The sequence below is a fragment of the Pseudoduganella sp. genome (genome assembly GCF_041914865.1).
Classification (GTDB): Bacteria; Pseudomonadota; Gammaproteobacteria; order Burkholderiales; family Burkholderiaceae_D; genus Rugamonas.
Map to the genome: position 1 here is coordinate 20607 of NZ_JAYSCO010000045.1, position 22860 is coordinate 43466.

The following is a 22860-nucleotide window of genomic DNA, read 5'->3' on the forward strand; positions in this document are numbered from 1 at the left end:
GCCTTCATGCGTTCAGCTCTGTGTTGAACGTCTTGCCGGCAATGCGCACATTGGCCAGCTTGAGGCGTTTGACGTTATAGACGAACCACGGTTCGCCGGCGTTGCGCGGCGTGCCGAAATCGGCATCGGTGATGGAGATGTCGGTCAATGGCAGCACCGGCGTGCCGGGAGCGCCGTTAAAGCTGCCCGGCACGGGACCGAGGATAACCATGACCTGGTTGCAGGAGTAGGCGCCGTCGGGGCCTTCGACATTGGCGGCGCGCACGCGCGCAATGTGGACGTGCGATACCTGCGGCGGGCGGGTCCGCACCATATCGTCGGACGGCGCGTAGTCGCAATCGATGGTCAGCACGGCGCCGCCGCCGGTCGACGGCGCCCGGGCGCCGCCCGGCAGCGTGCCCGGCAAGGGTTTGTATGGGCGCGGCGTGGTCTGCACGCCGTTCGGCAGCGTGATGTCGCGCACGTACAGGTGGCGCAGGTAGCCGCCGCGGTTCATATTGGTCTTCAGGCGGATTGCCGTCCACAGCGGGTCGCTGGCCCAGTGCGCGTTGCGGAACTCGATGTTCTGCGCGTAGACATGCTCGATGCCGGCCGACATTTCGCTGCCCAGCGTGATGCCGCCATGGCCGCTGTTCATCACGCAGTCCTGGATCAGCATATTGCGCGTGGGGCCGTACTGCGTGTCGCGGTTCTTGCCGGATTTGATGGCGATGCAGTCGTCGCCGGTGTTGAACTCGCAGCCCTCCACCAGCACCGTGTCGCAGGATTCCGGATCGACGCCGTCCGAATTGGGGCCGATGCTGTCCATGCGCACCTTGCTGATATGGACGTTGCGCGAGTTGACCGGGTGGTGGATCCAGAACGGCGTGTTGATGACCAGGTAGCCCTGCATCAGCACATCGCTGCAATCGACGAATTCCACCATGCTGGGGCGCAGCGTGTGGCCCAGGCCAAAGATGCGCTTCTCCGGCGCGATGCCGGCTTCGGACAGCGCCGGCAGGTAGCGCTCGTCGCTGCGCCAGCGCTCGCCCTCGCCCTGGATGCGGGCGCGCGCGGCGGCGTCCAGGTGCGGCGCCACGTCGGCCAGCGAAGCCGGGTTGGCGGGGTTGGGGACGCCCTGGTGCACGCTGCCGGGCAAGGCGGCCTTGGGGTTCATGCTCCACCAGCAGGCGCCGCTGCCGTCCTCAAACGGCACGCCGGCCTGGCCGTTCAGGATGCTGCTCCAGTCCTCGCCGGTGATGGCGATGTTCTTCTGGCCGCGCGCGTAGACCAGGGGGCTGAAGTTCAGGCAGTCGTTGCCCTGCCAGCGCGAGAGCACCAGCTTGCCGTTCCGGCCGCAGTCGTAGTCGCCGTCACGCGCGTAATCGCTGGGGTTGGCGCTGAACAGGACCTGGGCGCCGGCCTTCAGGTGCACGTGCACGTTGGACAGCAGCGTGATCGGCCCTTTCAGGTACCAGTTGCCGGCAGGGATGACGACGCGGCCGCCGCCCGCCTTGTGCGCCGCTTCGATCGCGGCGCGTAAGGCGGGATGGCTGTCGTGCGAACCGGGCGCCTGGGTTTCCAGCTCGCCCTTCCTGCGGATGGTGGGATAGCCCTGCACCTTGGCCAGCTGGCAGGGCTGGGCGCCAAAATCGGTGATCGGGAAATCGCGCTGGGGAAAGGCCAGCGGCCTGGCGAAGCGGCGCTGGATATCGCGTGCGCGCTGCCAGGGGTCGGCCAGCGCCTGGCCGGCGGCGGCGCGCGCGACGGCTAGCGCCGGGACGCCGCTGGCGGCCAGTGCGCCGGCGCTGGCGGCGCCTTTCAACAGTGCGCGGCGGCGCGCGGAATGCGGGACGTCTTTACTCATGGCTGCGGCTTCCATCCTTTTCCATTGTCATATTGCGAGAATACTTTGGCGCGGCTGTCGTAGCGGGCCGCTTCGGCAGCCGTCAGCAGGCGGCCGCCACGCCGCTGCGCCAGGTCGAGCGCTGCGCCGGACAGGCCGCTGCTGCCCGCCTCTTCCCAGCCTTTGCCGGCGCGCGGTTCGCCGCTCCAGCCCCTGCTGCTGATGTGCGGGCCCATGCGGGTGTTGATGTAGCGGACATTATCCCAGGCGGTTGCCACGCCGGGCCGGGCCAGGTAGGTGGCGCCGGGCGGCACGTCGTTGCCGGCCGGGCCGGGGCCGTGCGTCAGGCGGCTGTCCAGGAACACGAAGCCGGGATCGTCTTCGGCCACGGTGCGCGCCTGCACCAGGTAGCCGCCGCTGGCCGGGTTGGCGCTGTCGCCGAGGGAGCGGATCTCGGACTGCTCGAACAGGGCGGCGCGGTTATAGCCCCAGATGAAATCGACGTTGCCCGCCACCAGGCAGCGGTAGAACCAGGCGTAGCCCTTGAGCTGGAGGGTGTCCTGCTCGCTGAGGAAATCGGCGCCGGTGGCGACCAGCCGGCCTTCGCTGCTGAAGTTGAGCGCTTCGGCCTGGGCGCCGATCGTCCTGCTGCGCCAGGTGGTGTTGGCCAGGGTCAGCGTGTCCAGGCGCAGCAGGTCCGCGTCTTCCACCAGGAAGACCGCGCGCCCGCCGCCGGCGCCGGGCGCCAGCGGGGCCTGGCCGGCGCCGCTGCCGGGATTAACGCCATCGCTGTTCTCGGCGGCGATGACGGTACCGCTGCGCGACTCCCCGCGCAAGGTGACGTTGTCCTTGCCGCGCAGGTAGAGCAAACCTTCATGGCGGCCGTTGGCCAGCGTGATCGTGACTGGCTGCGCGCGCGGCACATGCCGCATGGCGTGGTTCAGGGCGCCCTGCACGGTGCGGAAATCGGCCTTGCCGGTGGCCGCCACGCGCAGCGCCACCGCTTGCGCCGTGGCTTGCCCCGTGTTTTGCGCCTGCGGCGCGCGTTCGCGCGTGCGGAAGGTCCAGGCGGCAGCCTTCCCGATGCCGTCGAAGGCTTGCCCGGCCAGCGTGGCGCCGCTGAAGACATTGCCGTCCACCAGCACGTAGTATTCCGTGCCATAGGCCAGCTTGCCATCGTGCGGGCGGATGGTGACGGTGGCGCCGTCGGCGCTGATCGCCTGGTAGCGCACCACGCGTTTGAAGCCATCCCGCGTGGCGCCGATTTCGTCCAGCTCCATACCGGGGCGGATGGTATCGACCGTTACGCCGTCGGCGGCGCGCACGATGCGGATGGCGCCGTGGGCGCGGATGCCCGGCGCGCGGTCGAAGCGGATCTGCAGGCGCGTGTCGATGGGGACGTCGCGTTCCCGTGCGGCCGGCTGCACGGCGCGCGCCAGCGCGTAGCGGCGCGACGAGGCGGCGAAGGCTGGACCGACGCGCACATCCAGCGCCAGCGCAACGTTCGGGTCTTCCGCGCTGGTGAGCGTGACCGTGGTGGCGCCTTCCGCGCGCGGCTGCAGCACCAGCTGTTCGCCTTCCACGCTGGCCTCGGCGACCGCCGGATCGCTGGCGGCGGCGTGGAAGCGGATGGCGCGCAGGCCGGTACGCGCGACGGCGCGCACCTCGTAACGCTGCGCGGCCTCGCCGGCCTGCAGGGCAAGCCGGCGGTGGCGGTGCACCAGGCCGATGCTGGTGGGCGGCTGCGCCATGTCGCCGGCGCGCAGGCCGTCGATTTCGAAAGCGCCGCCCTGCGCCAGCACGCCGATGCGCGGCGGCAGCGGGTTCGGTTCATCGACGCCGATCAGGCGGGTGCCGTTCAGATGGGCGGTCAGCGCGGCGCCGTCAACATCGAGGCGGATAGTGTAGAAGGTGTTGCCGGGCGCGGGTTCGGTGCGCACTTGCTTGAGGAATTTCGGCTGGCCGTCGGTCATGCGGACGATGTTGACGGATACCCTGCCGCCGTCCGGCGCCACCTCCAGGCCAAAGCCGAGCCAGTTGCGGTCGTCCGCATGGCGGACAATGACGTAGCCCTGGCCGGCACCGCCAGCGACGGGCCGCAAGCGCGCCTCCACGAAGTAGGCGCCAGCCGTCGCCGCCGCCGTCTGCACGGCAGGCACCAGTGCCACGCCGCCGGACGGCGCACCCGACGCCGGCAGCACGCCGCCAGGCGCGTCTTCGCCATGCAGCGCCGCGCCAGCGCGCGGCGCCACGCCGCCGCCGGCGCCCGGCCCGGCCGCAGGCGCGACCACCCACGGCTGGTTGCGGCACCATGCCGCGCCACCGGCGCAGGCGGACTGCGCGACGGCGTGCGCCGCTGCCGGCAGCAGCACGCAAGCCAGCAAGAAGCCGCGCACCATCCTAGAACTTGTACTCGACCGAGAAGCGATAGACGCGGCCCAGCATATCCGCCAGCGAGGTCACATAACCGCCGCTATACAGGCTGTTGGAGGTCAGCGGTGGCCATTCTTCGGTCAGGTTGTTGACACCGAAGCTGATGGTGGCGTTCCTGATGCCGGTATAGCGCACGTTCAGGTTGTACTGCTTGTAGGCCTCCACCTTGGTCAGGGTCGAGCCGGCACGCGGGGTGATGTCGGTGACGCCGGTGTTATAGCGCTGCGACAGCGTCCCGGCCCATGCGCCGTTGGTGTAGGTGAGCGCGGCGGTGTGCTTCCAGCGCGGATTGATCTGCGGCAGGCCGGCCAGGCCGGAGTTGGGGCCTGCGCTGCCGTAGCGGCCATCGTTGGTGATGATGCCCACGTTGCTCAGCCACGGGCCATTCTTCTCCGACTGGAACTCATACTTGTCGGTATAGGTGCCGTCCAGTTTCGCATCGAAGGTGCCGAAGCTGGTTTTCGGGAAGCGGTAGCTGGCCGACAGGTCCAGGCCACGGATGCGCGTCTGGCCCCGGTTGGCCTGGCTGGCCACGATGTGGTCGATGGTGCCGTCCGCATTGCGCACGAAGTTGACCTCGTACTTGGCGGGGTTCTGCTGGATTTCCGTAATGGTCACGGCGCCCAGCACGTCGCGCAGCTTCAGGCCCCAGTAGTCGACGGTGAACGACAGGTCCTTCATCGGTTCCAGCGCGAAACCGAACGAGAAGCCGCGCGATTTTTCCGGTTTCAGGAAGTCGTTGTTGGGCGACTTGGTCCAGTAGTTGGTGGCGACGTTGCAGACCTGGTCGAAGGTGTAGCCCTGCTTCGGCGTACCGGTGCCGGGCACCAGCGGCTGGGTGCTTGGGCACAGGACGGGATCGTCCATCACCTGGTTGCGCACCTCCGGCGTCGGGTTCTGGATGTCGATGATGGACGGCGCGCGGAAACCGGTGTTGACGTTGGAGCGCAGGACCAGCTGCTGGAACGGCTGCCAGCGTGCAGCCAGCTTGGGATTGATGGTGGTCTGTTTCAGGTCGCCGTAGCGGTCGGCGCGCACGGCGGCGTTCAGCAGGAACTTGTCGGTGATCGGCGCTTCGGCCTCCATCAGCAGCGAGGCGATGGTGCGGTGGATCTTCTTGGCCACGCCTTGCGGGGTCTCGCCCACCAGGTCGGTCTGCACCACGTTGCCGGCAGCGTCGATGTTGTAGCTGCCGTCGGCTTTTTTCAGCACATAGTCGAGCGGCGCATTGAACGTCTGCGCGCCATCGCGGCGCAATTCACCCGCCACGGCCAGGGTCAGCATGCCGCCCGGCAGTTCCCACAGGCCCTTGGACAGGGTCACGTCCACGCTCTGGTTGAACGCCTTGTTCAGGCGGTAGGTGTAATCCAGCGCCTGGATGCTCTTCAGGTATTCGACGCCGGCCGCGTCCTGCGGGCCGAACGGGTTCAGGATGCCTTTGTCGAAGCCTTCCTGCGCCTTGGAGTAGAGGATATAGCCTTCGCCGACGCGGGTATCGCGCTTCGATTCGCCGTAGTTCAGGCCCGCGCGGTAGTCCCAGCCCAGCACTTCGCCTTCAGCCGTCAGCACGATGCGGTCGTTGGTCTGTTCGTCGTTGCGGTAGGCCGGACCCAGTTCGGCCGGACCCCACTGGAAGTAGATGGTCCGGTTGTTCATATTCAGGTCGCTCACCGTGCCCGGGGTCTTGGCCGGGTCGATGTACATGGCCGGGGTATTGCTGCCGGTGTTGCTGCCGACGACCTGCACGGCCGGGGTAATGCCCTTGCCCGGATAGTATTTGCTGGTGGCCGGCAGCGAGTAGGTGGTGAACGGCTGCGGCGTATTCGGCACCTGCATGCCGCGGAACTTCTGCACCGTGAACTCGGAATGCAGCAGGTCCAGGTCCAGGCGGTGGCCGCCGGACAGGTTCAGGCTGCCGCGCGCGCTGACGGTGGTGATTTCGCTGCCGTCGGTTACGGCCGTCCAGTACACCGGATTGCGCGCGCAGCCCGGCGCATAGACCGGCGTGGCGGCAGTGCTGTTGTTGCCCAGGGTCGGCGTAGAGTACGGCGCCATGCAGCCGGTGGCAAAAGTCGGGTTGTAGCTGGAGTTCGCATTGCGCGCGAAGCCGAAGTTGGCGGACGGGTTCGGATTGCGGGCGTCCGGCGTGATGCCCAGGCCCAAGGTGCGCAGGATGGCCGGGTCATGCTGCTGCGGGCGGTCGCTCTGGAACAGCGCGTCCTTCTTCTGGTGGTCGATCGCGATGTAGGCATTCCAGCCGTCGCGCGACAGCTTGCCCACGCCGAAGATGGCGCCGAAACCCTTGGTGTCGCCGCCGCCGTCTTCGGTCGGGGCGTATTCGGCCTTGACGGCCGCGCCTTCGTAGCCACGCTTGGTCCAGAAGTTCTGCACGCCGCCGATGGCGTCCGCGCCGTAAATGGAGGCGGCGCCGCCGTTCAGGGTTTCCACGCGGTCGAGCGCCATGCGCGGGATCACATTGACGGAGACATACTGGTCCTGCAGCGGCTCATTCGCCAAGCGGCGGCCATTCAGCAGGGTCAGGGTACGCATCGGCCCCAGGCCGCGCAGGTTGATCATCGGGCCGGCCGCGCCGGTATTGGTACCGAGCGACATGGACTGCGGCATCTCCAGCACCAGGTCTTTCAGTTCGGTGTGGCCGCGCGCTTCCAGCTCGGCGGACTTGATGGTGACGAGCGGGGTGGCGCCTTCGTTGGCGACGCGGCGGATCAGCGAGCCGGTGACGACCACCGATGCGACGGGTTCTTCCGCTGCGGGTGCTGCAGTCTGCGCGATTGCCTGGTTAGCCATCTGCAGCACGGCCATGGCTACCGACGAAGCCAATACCGCGCGCCTGGTTTTCGGGCCTGCGACGTAATTCATGTGTCTCCTCCATGTATGCGATCAAATTGGTTTGATCGATTTTCGATTTTGGTATAACCAGAGACTAAAGTGGTTAGGCCAATTTCACAAGCAAAAAATCCAGATCGATGCAAAAAAGCCACTTCCGGCCTGTCCAGATTGTTGTTTTGGCCTGACCAATTTAGAATTCCCGCATGGAGACGGGATCACCGCGCCGTTCTGCCCGGACGGCTATATTAGCGGCGCTCGCCGCCGGACGCGTGAACCATCGATATTCGACCAAGGAGACACCGATTTGAACAAGCCTCGCCAACAGCCGCCAGCGCCACAACTGCGCCGCCGCAGCCTGCTGCAAGCCGGCGCCGCCGCCCTTCTCGCACCGCACTGGCTGCCCGCGCTGGCGTCCACGCCGCCTGCGGCAGCACGCCGCGCCGCCTGGCGCCGCGCCGACGCCATCGTCGCCAAACTGCGCGGCCATGTGCGCTTCCCCAAACGCGACTTCCTGGTGACGGACTTCGGCGCCCAGCCATGCCAGACAAAGCTGGTCAAAGCCTGGGTCACGCACGACGACCAGGCGCTGGTGCCAACCCAGGCCGACAACGCACACGACTGCTACCCTCATTTCAAGGCCGCGATTGAAGCTTGCGCAGCGGCCGGCGGCGGCCGCGTCGTCATCCCCAAAGGCTACTGGTACTGCGCCGGACCGATCGTGCTGCGCTCCAATGTCCACGTGCACCTGCAGGCGGGCGCCCACATCCTGTTCTCGCAATATCCCGACGACTACGCGCGCCACGGTGAGTTCGACTGCGGCGACAATGGCAAGCTCACGCTCTCGCGCTGGCAAAGCAACGACTGCCTGAACTACGCTCCCATGGTGTACGCACTGAATGCCCGCAACATCGCCCTGACCGGCGAAGACTGGACTTCCAGGCTGGATGGCCAGGGCGGCGTCCCATTCAACGAAGCCGGCGACTGCTGGTGGTCCTGGAAAGGCCGCAACCGCACCATGAACGCGGTCTCGCAAACCACCGCGCCCGGCTACAAGGAAGGCCAGCCGACGCAGGTGGTGCCCAATCCATTGAACAAGCCCTTGCAGGACATCGCGCCCGGCCTCAGCGCCGCGCAGCGCAAGCTGATCGAAGGCGAAGGCGATAAATGGCGCAGCGACGAACGTTACCTGCCCGCCCTGTCCGAAGCCGGCGTGCCGGTCGAGCAGCGGGTATTCGGCAAAGGCCACTACCTGCGCCCTTCCATGATCCACTTCATCAACTGCAGCAACGTCCTGCTGCAGGGCTACCACGTGCAGAACACGCCGTTCTGGCAGCACCACCCGGTCAACTGCCGCAACCTGGTGATCCGCAAGGTGCACGCCGAGAGCCGCGGCCCGAACAGCGACGGCTTCGACCCGGAGGCCTGCGACCACGTACTGGTGGAGGACTGCGTGTTCGATTCAGGCGACGACTGCATCGCCATCAAGGCCGGCAAGAACCGCGACACCCAGTACGGGCCGACGCGCAACGTGGTGATCCAGGGCTGCACCATGCACAGCGGCCACGGCGCCGTCACCCTTGGCTCGGAAATGGCCGGCGGCATCGAGCACGTCTACGCGCGCGACCTGGTGTTTGAAAATGCGCACTGGGCCACCGACCCGCTGAACATCGCCATCCGCCTCAAGACGAATATGAACCGCGGCGGCTACCTGCGCCACTTCTACGTGAAGAACGTGAAAGTGCCGAACGGCGTGCAGCTCAGTCCATCGCACTATGCCCTGCTGCCAGGCTCGCCGATCGACACCAAGGGCCTGGCCACGGCCGCCGGCGCAGTCGTCTCCTTCGACTGCGATTACGCCCCCACCGCCGACAGTGTGCGCATCCGCCCGCCGGAAGTATCGGACATCCATATCGAGAACGTCACCGTCGGCAATGTGGACAAGGACGGCACGCGCGGTTCCTGCTACCAGGCCATCGCCATCCTCGGCCCGGTCGCCAGCGACTACAACGGCCCGCAACCGGCGCCGCCCGTCCTGCCGGTGCGCCGCGTCAGCGTGAGCAACTGCGATTTCGGCAATCCGGTCAATGCAGCGCAGCCGATCGCGCTGTACAACGTGGCCGGCCTCACGCTGGAAAACGTGAAAATCAGCGGCAAAAAGCTCGATACCATCATGACAAGCTGATTGGACAAGCAGGCGGATCGCCGTTATGCTACCAAGAATGATGATGGATAGCATACTGACGCGCATCCAGGCCTCGGCCTCATCGCGCGATACGTCCCTGCTGCAGGAACTGGTCGATACAGTGCGCCCAACGCATGCCAGCGACCTGCAGCAAGCCACCAACCGCCTGCGCGCACTCGCGCATCTACTGGCGACACACCCCGAATGGGCGCAGGCCCTGCGCAACTACCTGGCCGGCATCATCGGCCAGCGCAAGCTGGTGCACCTGCTGACCGATACCGGCATCCTGCAGAACCAGGGCTTTTTCGGCGAGCTATGGCGCCGCCTGAACCACAAGTGGCTGCCGCCCACGGTCAACGACGACTACCTGAAAGATGTTTTCGGCCTGGTCTTCCACCGGCCCGACGACTATCGCTGGGTCAACGGCGTCGATCCCGCGGTCTGGCTCGACCTGCTGCGCGCACTCGACCTGCCGCAGCGCGGCTGGCTGCGCGAGCACGGTCTGGGCGAGCTGCTGGAAGCGGTGCAGGTACTGTCCTACCGCATCAGCGCGATCGGCCTTGAGCCGGAACTGGTGCGTGTGCACCCGGACATTGAACGCTTCGAATCCCCCTTCCTGCGCCAGAACGCAGAAGTGGTGCAGTTCACCGAAGCGTGGCGCGCGCGCCTGGTCGAACCGGACGCCGAGGTGCCCGACGCGCGCCACATCGACGTGCTGCTTGACCAGTGCGAAGAAATCATCGGCCGCGCCAAGCGCACCGCGTCCGTACAGGGCGTATCGGTCAGCCTGACGCGCCTGCTGCTGCGCCTGACGCAGAGCATCGAACGCCTGCGCGCCATCCTCGACCTGGTGGAGGCGCCGTCAACGGATGCCGCCCTGCCCGGCGCGCTTGACCTGCTGCGGCAACTGGTGGAAGCGGACAACCGCAAGTGGAGCCTGTCCGACCTGTTCCAGACCAATACCGAGCTGCTGGCGTTGCAGGTGACCGAGCACGCGGGCCGCTCCGGCGAGCACTACGTCGCGAGTACGCGCGGCGAATGGCTGTCCATCATGCGCTCCGCCTCCGGCGCCGGCTTCATCGTCGGCTTCATGGCCATGCTCAAGGTGCTGATGGCAAGCCTGGTGCTGGCGCCGATCGGCTATGCCGTGCTGTATAGCCTGAATTACGCCTTCGGCTTCATGCTGATCCACGTGCTGCATTTCACCGTGGCCACCAAGCAGCCCGCCATGACAGCGGCGCGCATTGCCGCCGCCATCAACGACGGCTCCAAAAAGCTGGACGAGCTGGCGGACCTGGTGGTGAAAGTGCTGCGCTCGCAGTTTGTCGCCATTGTCGGCAACGTCGCCATTGCCATGCCCACCGCCTTTGCCATTGCCGTCGGCTGGCAATTCGCCTTCGGCAGCAAGCTCGCCGGCGCCGAGAAATCGCTGCACCTGCTGCACGATATCGATCCGCTGCACAGCCTGGCCCTGCCGCATGCCGCGATTGCCGGCGTGTGCCTGTTCCTGGCGGGCCTGATCTCCGGCTACTACGACAACAAGGCGGCCTACAACGACATTGCCGCGCGCCTGCGCCAGCTCGCCTGGCTGCGCCGCCTGCTGGGCGAACAGCGCCTGGCGCGCGTTACCGCCTACATCGGCCAGAACCTCGGCGCGCTCGCGGGCAATTTCTTCTTCGGCATCATGCTGGGGTCCATCGGCACCATCGGCTTCGTCTTCGGCCTGCCGATCGACATCCGCCACGTTACGTTCTCCAGCGCCAACTTCGCCTTCGCGCTGGTCGGACTGGATTACCAGCTGACGACGCAGCAATGGGTGCTGTCGCTGACCGGCATCGTGCTGATCGCCCTGACCAACCTGGCAGTGAGCTTCTCACTTGCGCTGATGGTCGCCCTGCGCTCGCGCCGCATCAGCTTCGGCCAGGGCAGCGCCCTGCTCGGCCTGGTCTGGCAGCGCTTCCGCCAGGCCCCGCGCAGCTTCTTCGTACCGCCGCGCGAAGTGGACGCTGGCGGCGAGCACGCCTAGATCCGCACCAGGCCGCGGAAGCCACGCGCGGCGTAGTAGGACTCGGCGCCATTGTGGTAGACGAATACCTGGCCATAGCGGCGGTCGCAAAACAGCGCGCCGCCCTGCCGGCGGATGCTGGCCGGCGTCTCGATCCAGCTTGACGTCTTGCGGTCAAACTCGCCCAGCGTCTGCAGGTAGCGGTATTGTTCTTCGTTGAGCAGTTCGACACCGATTGCCGCGGCAAGTTGCAGCGCACTGCCAGCGGGCTTGTTCTCCTTGCGCGCCGCCAGTGCGTCCTGGTCGTAGCACAGGCTGCGGCGGCCTGCGGGGCTCTCCGGCGCGCAGTCGCAGAAGACGATTTCCCCGCTCGTGTTATCGACGCCGACAACATCCGGCTCGCCGCCAGTGCGCTCCATCTCCGCCAGCACGGCCAGCTTGCCGCCGCCCGCCTCCAGGCGCGCCTGCACGGCGCTCCATTCCAGCCCTGCATGCCGCTGCATATTCGATTCGAAACGCTGCCTGAGTAGTTCGATCATCATCCTGCCCTCCCCAGGCACCATCTTACTTCACCAGCACCTTGTCGGTGCGGCGCAGCCAGGCCTCGTGGATCACGCTCCAGGTAACGCCGCCGTCCAGCGAAGAATCCCAGACGTGGTGGACGCCGCCGGGAATCGGCTTCCATACGGTGCGGTGCAGCTCGCGTTCACCTTTGTCATTGGTCCAGTAGCCGCTCATCAGCATACGGTCGCCCTGCCAGCCGCCGTCGATCGGGGCGAAATTGCCGCGCGCGCTGGTCCAGACGTGGCGCCACAGTTTGTGGCGGCGGTCGTACATGCTGAGGCTCGTACCGGCGCCGTTTTCCGCGCCATTGCCGCGCCACCATTCCTGCAACACGCAGCCTTGTTCAATCTTTTCGATCAGCGTATGGCCGAGCAGCTTGCCATTGCGGTCGATAGCTTCCCAGTTGCCGACCCAGAAGTCGAAGTGCCTGTACTCCGGCGCACTGCACGGTTCCGCCGCCTGGGCGACGCTGGCGGCCAGCAGAGCAACGGTGGTCAGGAATTTACGCAGCATTTTGAGTCCTTCTGAAGTGGTTTGGATGGAGCCATTGTCAGCCCCCGCCAGCGCCAGCGATAGCCAGGTTTTGAACATCACCATTTCAAAAATGGACAACCGCGCTAGAATCACAGGCATGAGCACATTCCCGACAAGCCGCCTGGCTTGGAACGATTACCAGGTCATCCTGGCGGTGGCGCGCCACGGCTCCCTGTCCAAGGCGTCGCAGGCGCTTGGCACCAGCCACCCCACCCTGTTCCGCCGCGTGCGCGACATCGAGGCCAGCCTGGGCACGGCCCTGTTCGAGCGTAGCCGGCAAGGCTACCGCCCAACGTCGGCGGCGGCCGGGCTGCTGCAGCTGGCGGAAGAATTCGACCGGCGCCTGCGCGACATGGAGCGGGACGCGGAAATGGCGGCCGCCGGACGCCTGACCCTGGCCACGACCGAAGTGCTGGTGCCGCGCGTGATGCCGCTGCTGCTGGCGCGCTGCCGGCGCGAACTGCCGCAATTGGCCTTCAACCTGGTGACCGGCGAAAGCCTGGCCAATGTGCGCCAGCGCGAAGCCGACATCGCCCTGCGCTCAGGCGGCGAGCCCGATGGCGAGCTGATTGGCCGCGTCATCTGCAATATCGAAGTGGCGATCTACGCGCCGGTGGACTGGCCCAAGGTCGCCGAAGACAAGCTGCACCTGCATAGCTGGATCACGGTAGACGAAACGCTGGGCCACCTGGCCTCGTCGCAATGGCTGGAAGCGCAAGGCCTGGCGCGGCATGCCGTGGTGCGCTGCTCCAGCACGCTGGCCGTGTGCCGCCTGATCGAGGAAGGCCTGGGGATTGGCATACTGCCCTGCCACCTGGGCGACGCCAACCCGCGCTTGCGCCGCGTCTCATCGCTGCTGACCGATTTCCGCTCGCAACTGTGGCTGCTGACGCCGCGCCAGCTGCGCGGCGTGCCGAAGGTCTCCGCAGCGGTCGAATGCCTGACCGCCGGGCTGCGCGAAATGAAAGACCTGTTCGAAGGCCGCCTAGTTGGCCGCCGCCGCGTGCGATAGGGAGGTGCCCTGCGCCTTGCGCGACTTGCGGTACAGCCAGGGCTCCTGCGGATTCGCGTCCGCCCACAAGCCGACGCGCGAGGCGCGCGCCGCCGCCTCCATGCCGAGCAGGCCGATATCGTGGTTGTACTGGCGGTAGACCCAGGCCATGCCATTGCGCACCTGCGCCACGTTGGCGTTCACGCCGCCGCAATGCACTACCGCCACCATGCGGCCGTAGCGGTCCGTCTCGCCCGCTTCAAGCGCCGCATTGCGACCGAAGCACAGCAAGGACAGCGCCTGCTTGGAGCGCGCGCCGAAGGGCTGCTTCTTCTCCGGCGCGTCGATGTTCGCCAGCCGCACCTTCACCTGTTTGCCGTTGCGCAGCACGGTCAGTGTGTCGCCATCGGAAACACCCACGACCTGGTCGGCATGGGCCTGGGCGCAAAACAGCGCAAGGAGCAACGCAATCTTCTTCATCGGTTCCGGCAGTGTTCAAGGGAGCCGAATTGTACGCGGAACGCCGCTGCCGCGCAGCTTTTTACCCAGGCGTCGCCAGCCGATCACGATGCCGGTGATGCTCATGACGGCGCCGCCGATACTCAGGAAGATCAGCAGCATGTCCCACAAGGGGCGGCGTTCCAGCAAGGGCAGCCAATCCCAGCTATGCAGCATGGCGAACAGCCAGCGGCTGCTACGCTTGCCGCGATCGCTGCGCCCCACCACGGCGCCAGTGTAAGGATCGAGATATACCCAGCTGGCTTGCGGATCGTCGAATTCCACGCGCAGCACCGGCAATGGTTTGGCGCTGCCGCCCGTCATGGTATGGGCATCGCGGTTGTAGTAATACAGGTCGTAGACCGACTGCATTGCGAAGCGCGGCACACTGCCAGGCAGCAGTTGCGCCGCAGCGGTGCGCAGCGCCGCAGGGTCGAGCTGCAGCGGCTGCGCCGTTGCGCCATCGAGCAGGACCGGCTTGCCGCCTGCGGCAAAAGCCTGCACCACCACCCTGCCCTGCACCCGCGTCCAGCGCAGCTCACGCACGCTTCCGCCGGCGGCTGCCAGCAAGGCGGACGGCGCGGCAACCGACGCGGCCAGCGATGGCGCTCCGCCCTCCAGCGCCTGCGCCTGTAATGGCGCAGCGTCCGTATCGAAGACGCGCCAGGGATTCATCGACATCAGGCCACTGAAGATCCAGGTAATGGTGGTCAGCGCAAACAGCAGGCCGCCGATGTGGTGCCAGCGCATGAAGCCCTGGTATGGCGTGCGCCCGCCGTTGCGGTAAGGCCGGACAAAACGCCAGCGCATGATGCCCACCACCGTGCCGCTCAAGGCCATGGCGATACCTGCGATCGACAGCCAGTTGACGATATCGCTCCAGTAGCTGTCGAAGATGTTGCCGCGGAATGGATAGAGCCAGTGGATCCATGCCCCGGCATAGTTCCACAGGCGTTCGCTGCGCGTGGCGTCGCGCACCACTTCGCCGGTACGCCCCGAGATATAGAGCATGGTCTTGCTGGCATCATCCACCTCTACGCGGTGCAGCGGCCGGTGCGCATCCAGTGCCCGCGAATGGGTGAAGGCATCCTCCGCAATCACATCCAGGTAGCGCAGGCCGGCGCCGGGCGCCGCGAAAGCGGCGGCGCTGGCAAGGGCGCGCGCCCTGTCCGTGGCCGGCAGGCGCGTGCCGCCCATCGCATCGATCGCCACGGTGGCGCTGCCCTTGGCTTTGGGCGTAGCGAAGTAAGCCGAACGGCCGCCACTGGCCGCTGCGAGGCGCAGCTCTTTCAGCGGCGCATCCACCGCGGCGCGGGCCAGGGCCTGCTGCGGCGACAGCAACGGCGCTTCCGCTGCCAGCGGCGGTAAATGCCGCAGCCGCTCGGCATCGGTCAGTTTGGGGTAGCCGACATACATCATGACCACCCCGGAGACGAACCACATGGCGAAGAAGGCGCACAGGATCACGCCCAGCCAGCGGTGCACCAGGAACAACAGCCGTTTAAAGCGTGCTCGCATGGCGGCCTCAGAACGCTACGCGCAAGGTGGCATCGACCGTGCGCGGTGCGCCCAGGTACGCCATGGTGGACGTGGTGTTCAACGCATGCACCCGGTTACCGGCATTGCGCACGCGGCCCACCAGCGACATGTTGCGGTCCAGCTGGTAGCTCAGGCCCAGGTCGAACAGCGTGTAGGCAGGCCATTCAATCGTGTTGGCCGCATCCGCATAGACGGCACCGACATAACGCACGCCGGCCGAAGCCTTGAGCACAGGCGAAACAGCGTACGACAGCCAGGCATTGGCCACCGTTTTCGGCGTGGCCGCCGGCGTCTTGCCGGCCAGCGAAATGCCGCCCTGGCGGAAGTTCTCGTACTCGGCATCGACATGGGTAACATTCGCCTGCAGCGAAAGCTGCGGCAGCGGCTGCAGGCCCAGTGCCAGCTCAACGCCTTGCGATGACTGCTCGCCCACCAGCACCGTCAGCGCAGTGTTGTTCGGGTCCTGCGTGGCGATGTTCTTGCGCACGATCCTGTATGCCGCCAGCGTGGCAGTGCCCTTGCCCTGCCAAAAATCCAGCTTGGACCCGATCTCCGCCTGGCGGCCGGAAGTCAGCTCGCTGTTGTTGCGCACATCCGCAAAGGAAGCCGTGGACAACACGCCGGACGGCGGGTCGGCCGCTGTGGCGTACTGCACATACGCCATGGCGCCCGGCGCCACGTCCCACACCAGGCCCGCGCGGCCGGTATTCGGACGGTAGCTGCGCTCGAAGCTGGCCGGGTTGGCGGCCGTGACTTCGCGGCGGTTGACCAGCTCCAGCTCGATACGTTCGCTGCGCAGCGCCGTCACCAGGTGAAGCGCCGGCGCCAGCGCCGTGCGGTTCTCAACGTAGGCGGCCACGGTCTTGACGCGGTTGTCTCGGTCGGGACGGAAGCCCGGCGCCATGCCCGGGATATCAAAGAACCGCTCGGTCACGAATTTGTAGGGATCCACCGTGCTGACCGTGGACGACAGGCTGTTCGGGAAGCGCGTCTGCTTGTTGGCGCTCAGCTCCAGGCCGAATGCCCAGTCGCTGCGCTGCCCGCCCAGCATGCCCTTATACATGCCATCGAAACGGTCGCCCACCACGCGCTGGTCATGCCGCTGCAGCAGCGTGCTGGAACGGATCACCGCCGTATTGCCCGGATTGAAGCGATAGCCCTCCACATTGCGATAGTCACGCAGCGCATCGTAGGCATACAGGGTGTTGGTGAACTGCAGCGCGTCCGAAACGCGCCAGTCGGCGACAGAGCGCAGCCAGTGCACGCGCTGGGCGTACACGCCGTCCGCGCTATTGTAGTTCTTGTAGCGAGTGGCGTCATCGATGCGCGCCTTCCCGCTGACAGGATTCAGCAGCGGCGTGCCCCAGTAAGGTCGCCCCACGTCCTCGTCCTGGAATTCATAGGCCAGGGTGTGCGTGAACCGCGCACCAAAGTCGGAGCGGACGGATGCCGCCAGCTGCGTCGATTTGCTCGAACTGCCATCGACCCAGCTGCCGCTGTCGCGGTGGTTGATATCGATGCGGCCAAAATGCTGCACCCCGTCGCCATCGCCCGACAGGCGCCGGTTCAATCCAAGCGACGCCTCCTTCAAGCGATTGCTGCCCAGGCGCAGGCGCGCCTCGCTGAATTCGCCACGCTCGGCGACCTTGGTGATGTAATTGATGGAGCCACCGACCGCGCCGGAACCGTACAGGAAGCTCGATGGCCCGCCGATCGCCTCGACGCGGTCATAGATCCAGCTATCGACCGGGCGCGCCGCAATCGAGTACTGCACGCTGATGCCGTTGAACAGCTGGCTGATGGAACTGCTGCCGAAGCCGCGATAACTGACACCGATATTGCCGGGCGCATTATGCGCGGTCACACCGGGAATGGCGCGCAGGATCTCCTGCGTATCCTGCGCGCCGCGTTCGTCGATCAAGGCGCGGTCGGCCACACTGACGCTGGCCGGCGTTTCGCGCACCGTCAGGCCAAGGCGGCTGCCGGTGCCGGCCTGGCCGTCAAGATCAAACACGCCGCCGCTGCGCAATGCGGTGGCGGACACCTCAACGGTGGGCATGGTGGCGCTGGTCTGCGCGCCGGCAGGCGCCGCCACGAAAGCGCAGGCGAGCGCGTACGGAAGTTGGGATGGAAAAGACATCGTAAATAACCTGGTTAGCCGCCCGAAAAGGACGGATTAAGCCGGCACGGGCAAATAGCCGGTGCAAAAGCGCGCCACGGCCAGCAACGGCCGCAGGCGAACCCCGAGAATGTGCGAACGGACAGCGGCGAGCTGAATGATTTACATCAAATCGCCGGGATTACGCGTGTGGGGGTGCGCGCGACTGAGGGCTGGACCAGGCGGCCAGCCGGCGTGGGGATTGGAAGTAAAGCGCAGGATAGCCTTCCCGCACTTCAAGAGGATGGACCAGCGGCGCCGCCAACGGTTCGGGCACCGAATGGTTGGCATGCACCAGGCAGAACGCGCAATGTTCGCCGTGCTGGGCGCTGGCTGGATCTTTCGCGGCGCCATCGTCGCTGATCTTCACCAGCTTCATACCGTCCTGCGTACACAGTTCGGCCCAGCCGCCGCCCGCACCGGCATGGGTAACCGCCGGCGCCAGGGCAGCAAACAGCATCACCAGGCAGGCAAGCCAGGCGGTGAAGCGGTGGGCTGGGGAGGCGCGTTTCATAGGGCCCCGATTCTAGCACAGGGCCCGCAACAATTACTCCACCCAGCTGAAGCCATCGCGCGCCAGCAGCGCAAACGATTCCGGCGGGCCCCAGGTGCCGGCCGCATAGGCATTCGGCTTCTCGCCCAGCTGCTCCCAGCCGTTGATGATGGGCTCCGCCCACTCCCAGGCCGCCTCCAGTTCATCGCGCCGCATGAAATGCGTCAGGCGGCCGCGCACCACATCGATCAGCAAGCGCTCGTAGGCCTCGGCGCGGCGCTGCGAGAACGCCGACTGCAGATCCAGGTTCAGCGCCACCTGCTGCATCTGCATGCCGCTGCCAGGTTGCTTGGCCATCAGCTGCAACTTGATCGCCTCCTCCGGCTGCAGCTCGATCACCAGGCGGTTGGCCACGCCGGCCGGGTTTTCCGGGAACAGCGGGAACGGTGGGTTGGCGAATTCGATCACGATCTTGGACGAGCGGCGCTGCATGCTCTTGCCGGTGCGCAGGTAAAACGGCACTTTCGACCAGCGCCAGGTATCGACATATGCGCGCAAGGCGACAAAAGTCTCGGTGCTGCTGTCGGCCGGCACGTTGCGCTCCTCAAGATAGCCCGGCACCTCCTGGTTGCCGCGCACCCCGCGCACATACTGGCCGCGCACCGTATCGCGCGCGATGGTGGCCAGGTTCATACGGCGCAGCGAACGCAGCACCTTCAGCTTTTCATCGCGCACCGCATCCGGCGCCAGCGACGCGGGCGGCTCCATCGCCACGATGCACAGCAGCTGCAGCAGATGGTTCTGCACCATATCGCGCATGGCGCCGGTGCTGTCGTAGAAGCCGGCGCGGCTACCCACGCCAACCTCCTCCGCCACCGTGATCTGCACGCTGGTGATATTCGGCGCGCGCCACAGCGGCTCCAGGATCGAATTCCCGAAGCGCAGCACCATCAGGTTCTGCACAGTCTCCTTGCCCAGGTAATGGTCGATACGGTAGATCTGCGACTCTTCGAAATGCTTGCCCACCGCCTCGTTGATCTCCACTGCGGAAGCCAGGTCGCGCCCCAGCGGCTTCTCCAGCACCACGCGCGCATTGCGGTCGACCAGGCCCGCCTCGGCCAGCTTGTCGCAGATCGTGGTGAACAGAGAAGGCGCCGTAGCCAGGTAGAACACGCGCTCAGCGCCCTGGCGCGAAGCCTTGGCCAGCGCCGCCATGCTGTCCTGCTGCACATCGATGCGCACGAACTCCAGCAATTGCAGGAAGCTCTGCCACGCCTCTTCCGTGAAGTTTGCCTGGGCGATGAAGGAACGCGAATGCTCCTCCACGAACGCCAGGTAAGCGCCGCGGTCGAACTCCTGGCGCCCGGTGGAAATGATGCGCGTGGCCGGCGGCAGGTTGCCGTGCAGGTGGGCCATGTACAGCGCAGGCAGCAGCTTGCGCATGGCCAGGTCGCCGACCCCGCCGAAGATGATCATATCGAGGGGCAGGCCGTTTTCAGCTTGGGGAGTGGTGGTCATGTCGAGGCTTCAGGTAGTCAGGGTAGCGAGTCAGAATGCTAATAATACCTAAACTCTCATTTGCCGGCAGGAGACGCCTGCCGCCAGCGGGGATTCAATACCGTCCGGCCGCCAGGTCGGCCATGTACTCGTCGTACCTGCCGCTTTCCTTCAGCTTGCGCAAGCCGCGGTTGAAACGCACGATGTAAGCGCTGCTGGCAGCGTCGGCGCGCCGCATGATCAAGCGGTATTGCGTGGAGTAGAAGCGCCCCGGCGCCACCGTGATGGCGTCCGCCTCCGCCGGTTTAAAGCGGGTGCGCAGGATATAGAGCCCGACGTCAAGGCTCGCCGGCACCACATCGACCCGCCCCGCCACCAGCTTGCGCAGGCTCAGCTCCTCGGTCTGGGCGCGCTCGATGCGGATGCCAGGCAAGCCCTCAAAGCGGTATTCATAGCCGGCCACGCCGCCGATGCGCAGGCCGGCCAGGTCCTGGTCCGAGCCCCAGCGGAAGTCGAAGCCTTTACGGTGGAAGAAGACGGAATGCGACTCCAGCACCGTATCGCTGGAAAGGAATTCGCGCGCACGCTCGGTGCCGGCCTCGCCCACGCTCCAGACGACGGAACCGGCCACCAGCCCGCGCTGCGCCTCGGCATAAGCGCGCGGCCAGGGGCGGAACACGTATTTGACGCTGATCCCCTCCAGCGCAAAGGCTTCCGTCACAATGCGCGACACGGTGCCGTAGTGCGGCAGCGACTGCGACAGGTAGGGCAGCCACTCACCATTACTGAGCGTAATGGTCTCCGCCCCAAGCGGCGGCACGGCCAACATACCGAATATGAATGCCTTCCAGTTCATCGCATCAGCATAGCGCAGAAAAGAAGACCGGTGCCAGGTCTGTCATTTGGACATCTGCGCACACTCTTTGCGGTTTATCAAGGCGCTTGTCGCTATTTTGAACATCGTCATGGTCCTTGCGGTATCGCAAGAATGAATGGCGGGTTCCGAAATATCTTGGGAGGCATGAACCGGCCGCTGCGAATTGAGTTGGAGAACTCGCTTTACCACATCACCTCGCGCGGCGACCGGCGCGAAAAGATCTTCCTGTCCGACAGCGACCGGCTAGCCTGGCTTTCAATTCTCGAAGAAACGTGCACGCGCTTTAATTTCGTGGTCTTGGCGTATTGCCAGATGGGCAACCACTACCATGTCTTGCTGAAGGTTCCGAGCGGCGGACTGGCGCGTGGCATGTGCCACTTGAACGGCAAGTACGCGCGCTATTTCAATCGCGCCCATCGTTTGGTTGGGCATGTCTTCCAGGGGCGCTATAAGGCGATCCTGTGCCAGGACGAGCCGTATCGCCATGAGCTGTGCCGTTACATCGAACTGAACCCGGTCCGGGCGAAGATCGTAAGCACTCCTGACGAATGGCTGTGGAGTAGCTACGGCGCGAAAATGGGCTTCGTTGACTCGCCCGAATGGCTTAAGTCGCAGGAGGTGCTGCAGAAATTTGGCAGCAGCCTGGCTGGGGCCAGGCATGCCTATCGTGAGTTTGTCTTGGCCGGAATCGGTGGCCCAAGCCCCTTAGCCCAGGTGTCAAGCGAGCTGATACTGGGCGACGCCGAGTTCACGGCCAATATCGTTGGGCACAAGCTGCCCGACAATCCCTTCGAGATCAAACGCGTGCAACGGCGCGCCGTGGTGCGCCCGCTGCCCGAATTCTTCCTCGAGTACCGCAACCCTAAAGAAGCGATGGCCAGGGCCTATTTGTCGCTTGGGTACTCGATGCCGGAAATTGCTGTGTATGCCGGCGTCTCCGTAAAAACCGTGAGCCGCGCCATCTCCTCCTTCACAATCGATAAACGCCCGTCTTGAGAAAAGTCAAAAGTGCGCATCGGGTGTCCAAATGACAGACCTGGCACCGGTTTTGTGTCACCATAAGGCCAATCCACAACCAGAGCGCCAACCATGCACGCAAGAGACACCATCCCCGTCGCGCCGCACGAGCCGGTGCCCTGCTCCGGCTGCCGTGGCGGCCAAGCCGGCGAAATCGCGTTCGAATTTGCCTTCCAGCCTATTGTCGATGTGCGCCAGCGCACCATTTATGCGCATGAGTCGTTGGTGCGCGGTCCCGAGGGGCAGAGCGCGGGCAGCGTGCTGACCCAGGTAAACGACAGCAACCGCTATCAGTTCGACCAGGCTTGCCGCATCAAGGCCGTCTCCACTGCGGCGCGGCTGGGAATGCGGGAGAAGCTGTCGATTAACTTCCTGCCTAACGCCGTGTACCGCCCCGAACTGTGCATCCGCACTACGTTCGAGACGGCCGAGAAATGCAATTTTCCGCTGGATCGGATCATCTTCGAGGTGACGGAAGGCGAGCAAGTGCAGGACCGGGCGCACCTGGTCAGCATTTTCCATGCTTACCGGCGCTTCGGCTTCCACACTGCGATCGACGACTTCGGCGCCGGCTACGCGGGATTGAACCTGCTGGCGGAGTACCAGCCGCACCTGGTCAAGATCGATATGGACCTGGTGCGCAACATCGACCGCGACCGGCCGCGCCAGGTGATCGTCGCTAGCATCGCGGCCATGTGCCACGAACTTGGCATCGAGGTGCTGGCGGAAGGGGTGGAAACGCGCGCCGAGTGCGAGTTCCTGGCTGGGGCGGGGATCGCGCTGATGCAGGGCTACTGGTTCAGCAAGCCGGTTTTCCAGGGCTTGGCCAGCATCGACCCCGCCACCTGGCCTTGAACGCCGGGATATAGGCGAAAAAAAACGGCCCCGTGAGGGGCCGCTTTTTCGTATTCTGGCGGAGAGGGTGGGATTCGAACCCACGGTAGGGGGACACCCTACGCCTGATTTCGAGTCAGGTACATTCGACCACTCTGCCACCTCTCCAGGTACTGCACTTAACGGTGGTCGCCGTTGAGAGCCAAGATTATAGCAGCCCTTTGAAAAAATGGAAGGGCTATTTTCAACTTTATGCTACGAGCTTGGTCAGGCCGCCCATGTAAGGCTGCAGCACGGCTGGAATTTCCACCGAGCCGTCGGCCTGCTGGTAGTTTTCCAGCACGGCGACCAGGGTGCGGCCCACTGCCAGGCCGGAGCCGTTCAGGGTGTGCAGCAGCTCGGGCTTGCCTTGCGCGTTGCGGAAGCGGGCCTGCATGCGGCGCGCCTGGAACGCTTCGCAGTTCGACAGCGAGGAAATCTCGCGGTAGGTGTTTTGTGCCGGCAGCCACACTTCCAGGTCGTAGGTCTTGGCGGCGCCGAAGCCCATGTCGCCGGTGCACAGC

17 protein-coding genes and 1 tRNA gene are annotated in these 22860 nt (G+C 65.6%); 5 read left to right on the plus strand and 13 right to left on the minus strand.

The features are described from left to right. Positions 1–4: 4 nt before the first annotated feature. Genes ACE3TQ_RS19040 through ACE3TQ_RS19050 form a run of 3 tightly spaced genes read right to left on the minus strand, consistent with a single transcriptional unit; the run spans position 5 to position 7138 of the window. Positions 5–1846 (minus strand): glycoside hydrolase family 28 protein, encoded by a 1842-nt coding sequence (locus ACE3TQ_RS19040; RefSeq protein ID WP_374583890.1) that lies wholly within the window; start codon positions 1844–1846, stop codon positions 5–7. Further along, a complete protein-coding gene (locus ACE3TQ_RS19045; protein ID WP_374583892.1) occupies positions 1843–4224 on the minus strand; it encodes a pectinesterase family protein in 2382 nt (793 codons plus the stop codon). Before ACE3TQ_RS19045 ends, ACE3TQ_RS19040 begins: the two co-directional genes overlap by 4 nt. Before the next feature lies 1 nt (position 4225). After that, a complete protein-coding gene (locus tag ACE3TQ_RS19050; protein WP_374583894.1) occupies positions 4226–7138 on the minus strand; it encodes a TonB-dependent receptor domain-containing protein in 2913 nt (970 codons plus the stop codon). 274 nt (positions 7139–7412) lie between these two features. Here ACE3TQ_RS19050 and ACE3TQ_RS19055 point away from each other — a divergent pair, with 274 nt between their 5' ends. Next, positions 7413–9290, plus strand: coding sequence for a glycoside hydrolase family 28 protein (locus tag ACE3TQ_RS19055; RefSeq protein ID WP_374583896.1), 1878 nt, complete (start codon positions 7413–7415; stop codon positions 9288–9290). Positions 9291–9327: 37 nt separating this feature from the next. Further along, entirely contained in the window at positions 9328–11316 is a 1989-nt protein-coding gene (locus ACE3TQ_RS19060; protein ID WP_374583898.1) for a site-specific recombinase, read from the plus strand. On the opposite strand, the gene ACE3TQ_RS19065 is transcribed toward ACE3TQ_RS19060, so the two are convergent. Beyond that, entirely contained in the window at positions 11313–11837 is a 525-nt protein-coding gene (locus tag ACE3TQ_RS19065) for a DUF4256 domain-containing protein (RefSeq protein ID WP_374583900.1), read from the minus strand. The genes ACE3TQ_RS19060 and ACE3TQ_RS19065 overlap by 4 nt on opposite strands. Positions 11838–11859: 22 nt before the next feature. Continuing rightward, on the minus strand, positions 11860–12372 hold the full coding sequence (locus ACE3TQ_RS19070) for a hypothetical protein (protein ID WP_374583902.1): 513 nt from the start codon (positions 12370–12372) through the stop codon (positions 11860–11862). 118 nt (positions 12373–12490) lie between these two features. On the opposite strand from ACE3TQ_RS19070, the gene ACE3TQ_RS19075 reads away from it, so the two are divergent. Then, positions 12491–13405, plus strand: coding sequence for a LysR family transcriptional regulator (locus ACE3TQ_RS19075; protein WP_374583904.1), 915 nt, complete (start codon positions 12491–12493; stop codon positions 13403–13405). Here the strand turns inward: ACE3TQ_RS19075 and ACE3TQ_RS19080 are convergent. The 6 genes from ACE3TQ_RS19080 to ACE3TQ_RS19105 form a co-directional block, all read right to left on the minus strand. Next, positions 13379–13864 carry a thermonuclease family protein gene (locus ACE3TQ_RS19080; protein ID WP_374583906.1) on the minus strand — a complete coding sequence of 162 codons (486 nt, stop codon included), beginning with the start codon at positions 13862–13864 and terminating at the stop codon, positions 13379–13381. The two genes, ACE3TQ_RS19075 and ACE3TQ_RS19080, sit on opposite strands and share 27 nt — an antisense overlap. A gap of 15 nt (positions 13865–13879) precedes the next feature. After that, a complete protein-coding gene (locus tag ACE3TQ_RS19085) occupies positions 13880–15400 on the minus strand; it encodes a PepSY domain-containing protein (RefSeq protein ID WP_374583908.1) in 1521 nt (506 codons plus the stop codon). Between the two features lie 7 nt (positions 15401–15407). Then, on the minus strand, positions 15408–17561 hold the full coding sequence (locus tag ACE3TQ_RS19090) for a TonB-dependent receptor (protein ID WP_374583910.1): 2154 nt from the start codon (positions 17559–17561) through the stop codon (positions 15408–15410). A 160-nt stretch (positions 17562–17721) separates the two neighbouring features. Continuing rightward, the gene (locus ACE3TQ_RS19095) at positions 17722–18093 is read right to left on the minus strand and encodes a DUF2946 domain-containing protein (protein ID WP_374583912.1); all 372 of its coding nucleotides are present in this window, start codon (positions 18091–18093) and stop codon (positions 17722–17724) included. A gap of 33 nt (positions 18094–18126) precedes the next feature. Further along, complete coding sequence (zwf, locus tag ACE3TQ_RS19100; protein ID WP_374583914.1) at positions 18127–19590, minus strand: glucose-6-phosphate dehydrogenase; 1464 nt, start codon at positions 19588–19590, stop codon at positions 18127–18129. A 94-nt stretch (positions 19591–19684) separates the two neighbouring features. After that, a complete protein-coding gene (locus ACE3TQ_RS19105) occupies positions 19685–20398 on the minus strand; it encodes a substrate-binding periplasmic protein (RefSeq protein ID WP_374583915.1) in 714 nt (237 codons plus the stop codon). 192 nt (positions 20399–20590) lie between these two features. Between ACE3TQ_RS19105 and ACE3TQ_RS19110 the strand changes: the two genes are divergently transcribed. Next, positions 20591–21442 (plus strand): transposase, encoded by an 852-nt coding sequence (locus ACE3TQ_RS19110; RefSeq protein WP_374583917.1) that lies wholly within the window; start codon positions 20591–20593, stop codon positions 21440–21442. 93 nt (positions 21443–21535) lie between these two features. Beyond that, positions 21536–22318 carry an EAL domain-containing protein gene (locus tag ACE3TQ_RS19115; protein WP_374583918.1) on the plus strand — a complete coding sequence of 261 codons (783 nt, stop codon included), beginning with the start codon at positions 21536–21538 and terminating at the stop codon, positions 22316–22318. A 56-nt stretch (positions 22319–22374) separates the two neighbouring features. On the opposite strand, the gene ACE3TQ_RS19120 is transcribed toward ACE3TQ_RS19115, so the two are convergent. Both ACE3TQ_RS19120 and ACE3TQ_RS19125 read right to left on the minus strand, forming a co-directional pair. Then, positions 22375–22465, minus strand: a tRNA-Ser gene (locus ACE3TQ_RS19120). A gap of 82 nt (positions 22466–22547) precedes the next feature. Continuing rightward, positions 22548–22860: aminoacyl--tRNA ligase-related protein (locus ACE3TQ_RS19125; RefSeq protein WP_374583920.1), on the minus strand; the 313-nt coding region annotated here is incomplete at its 5' end.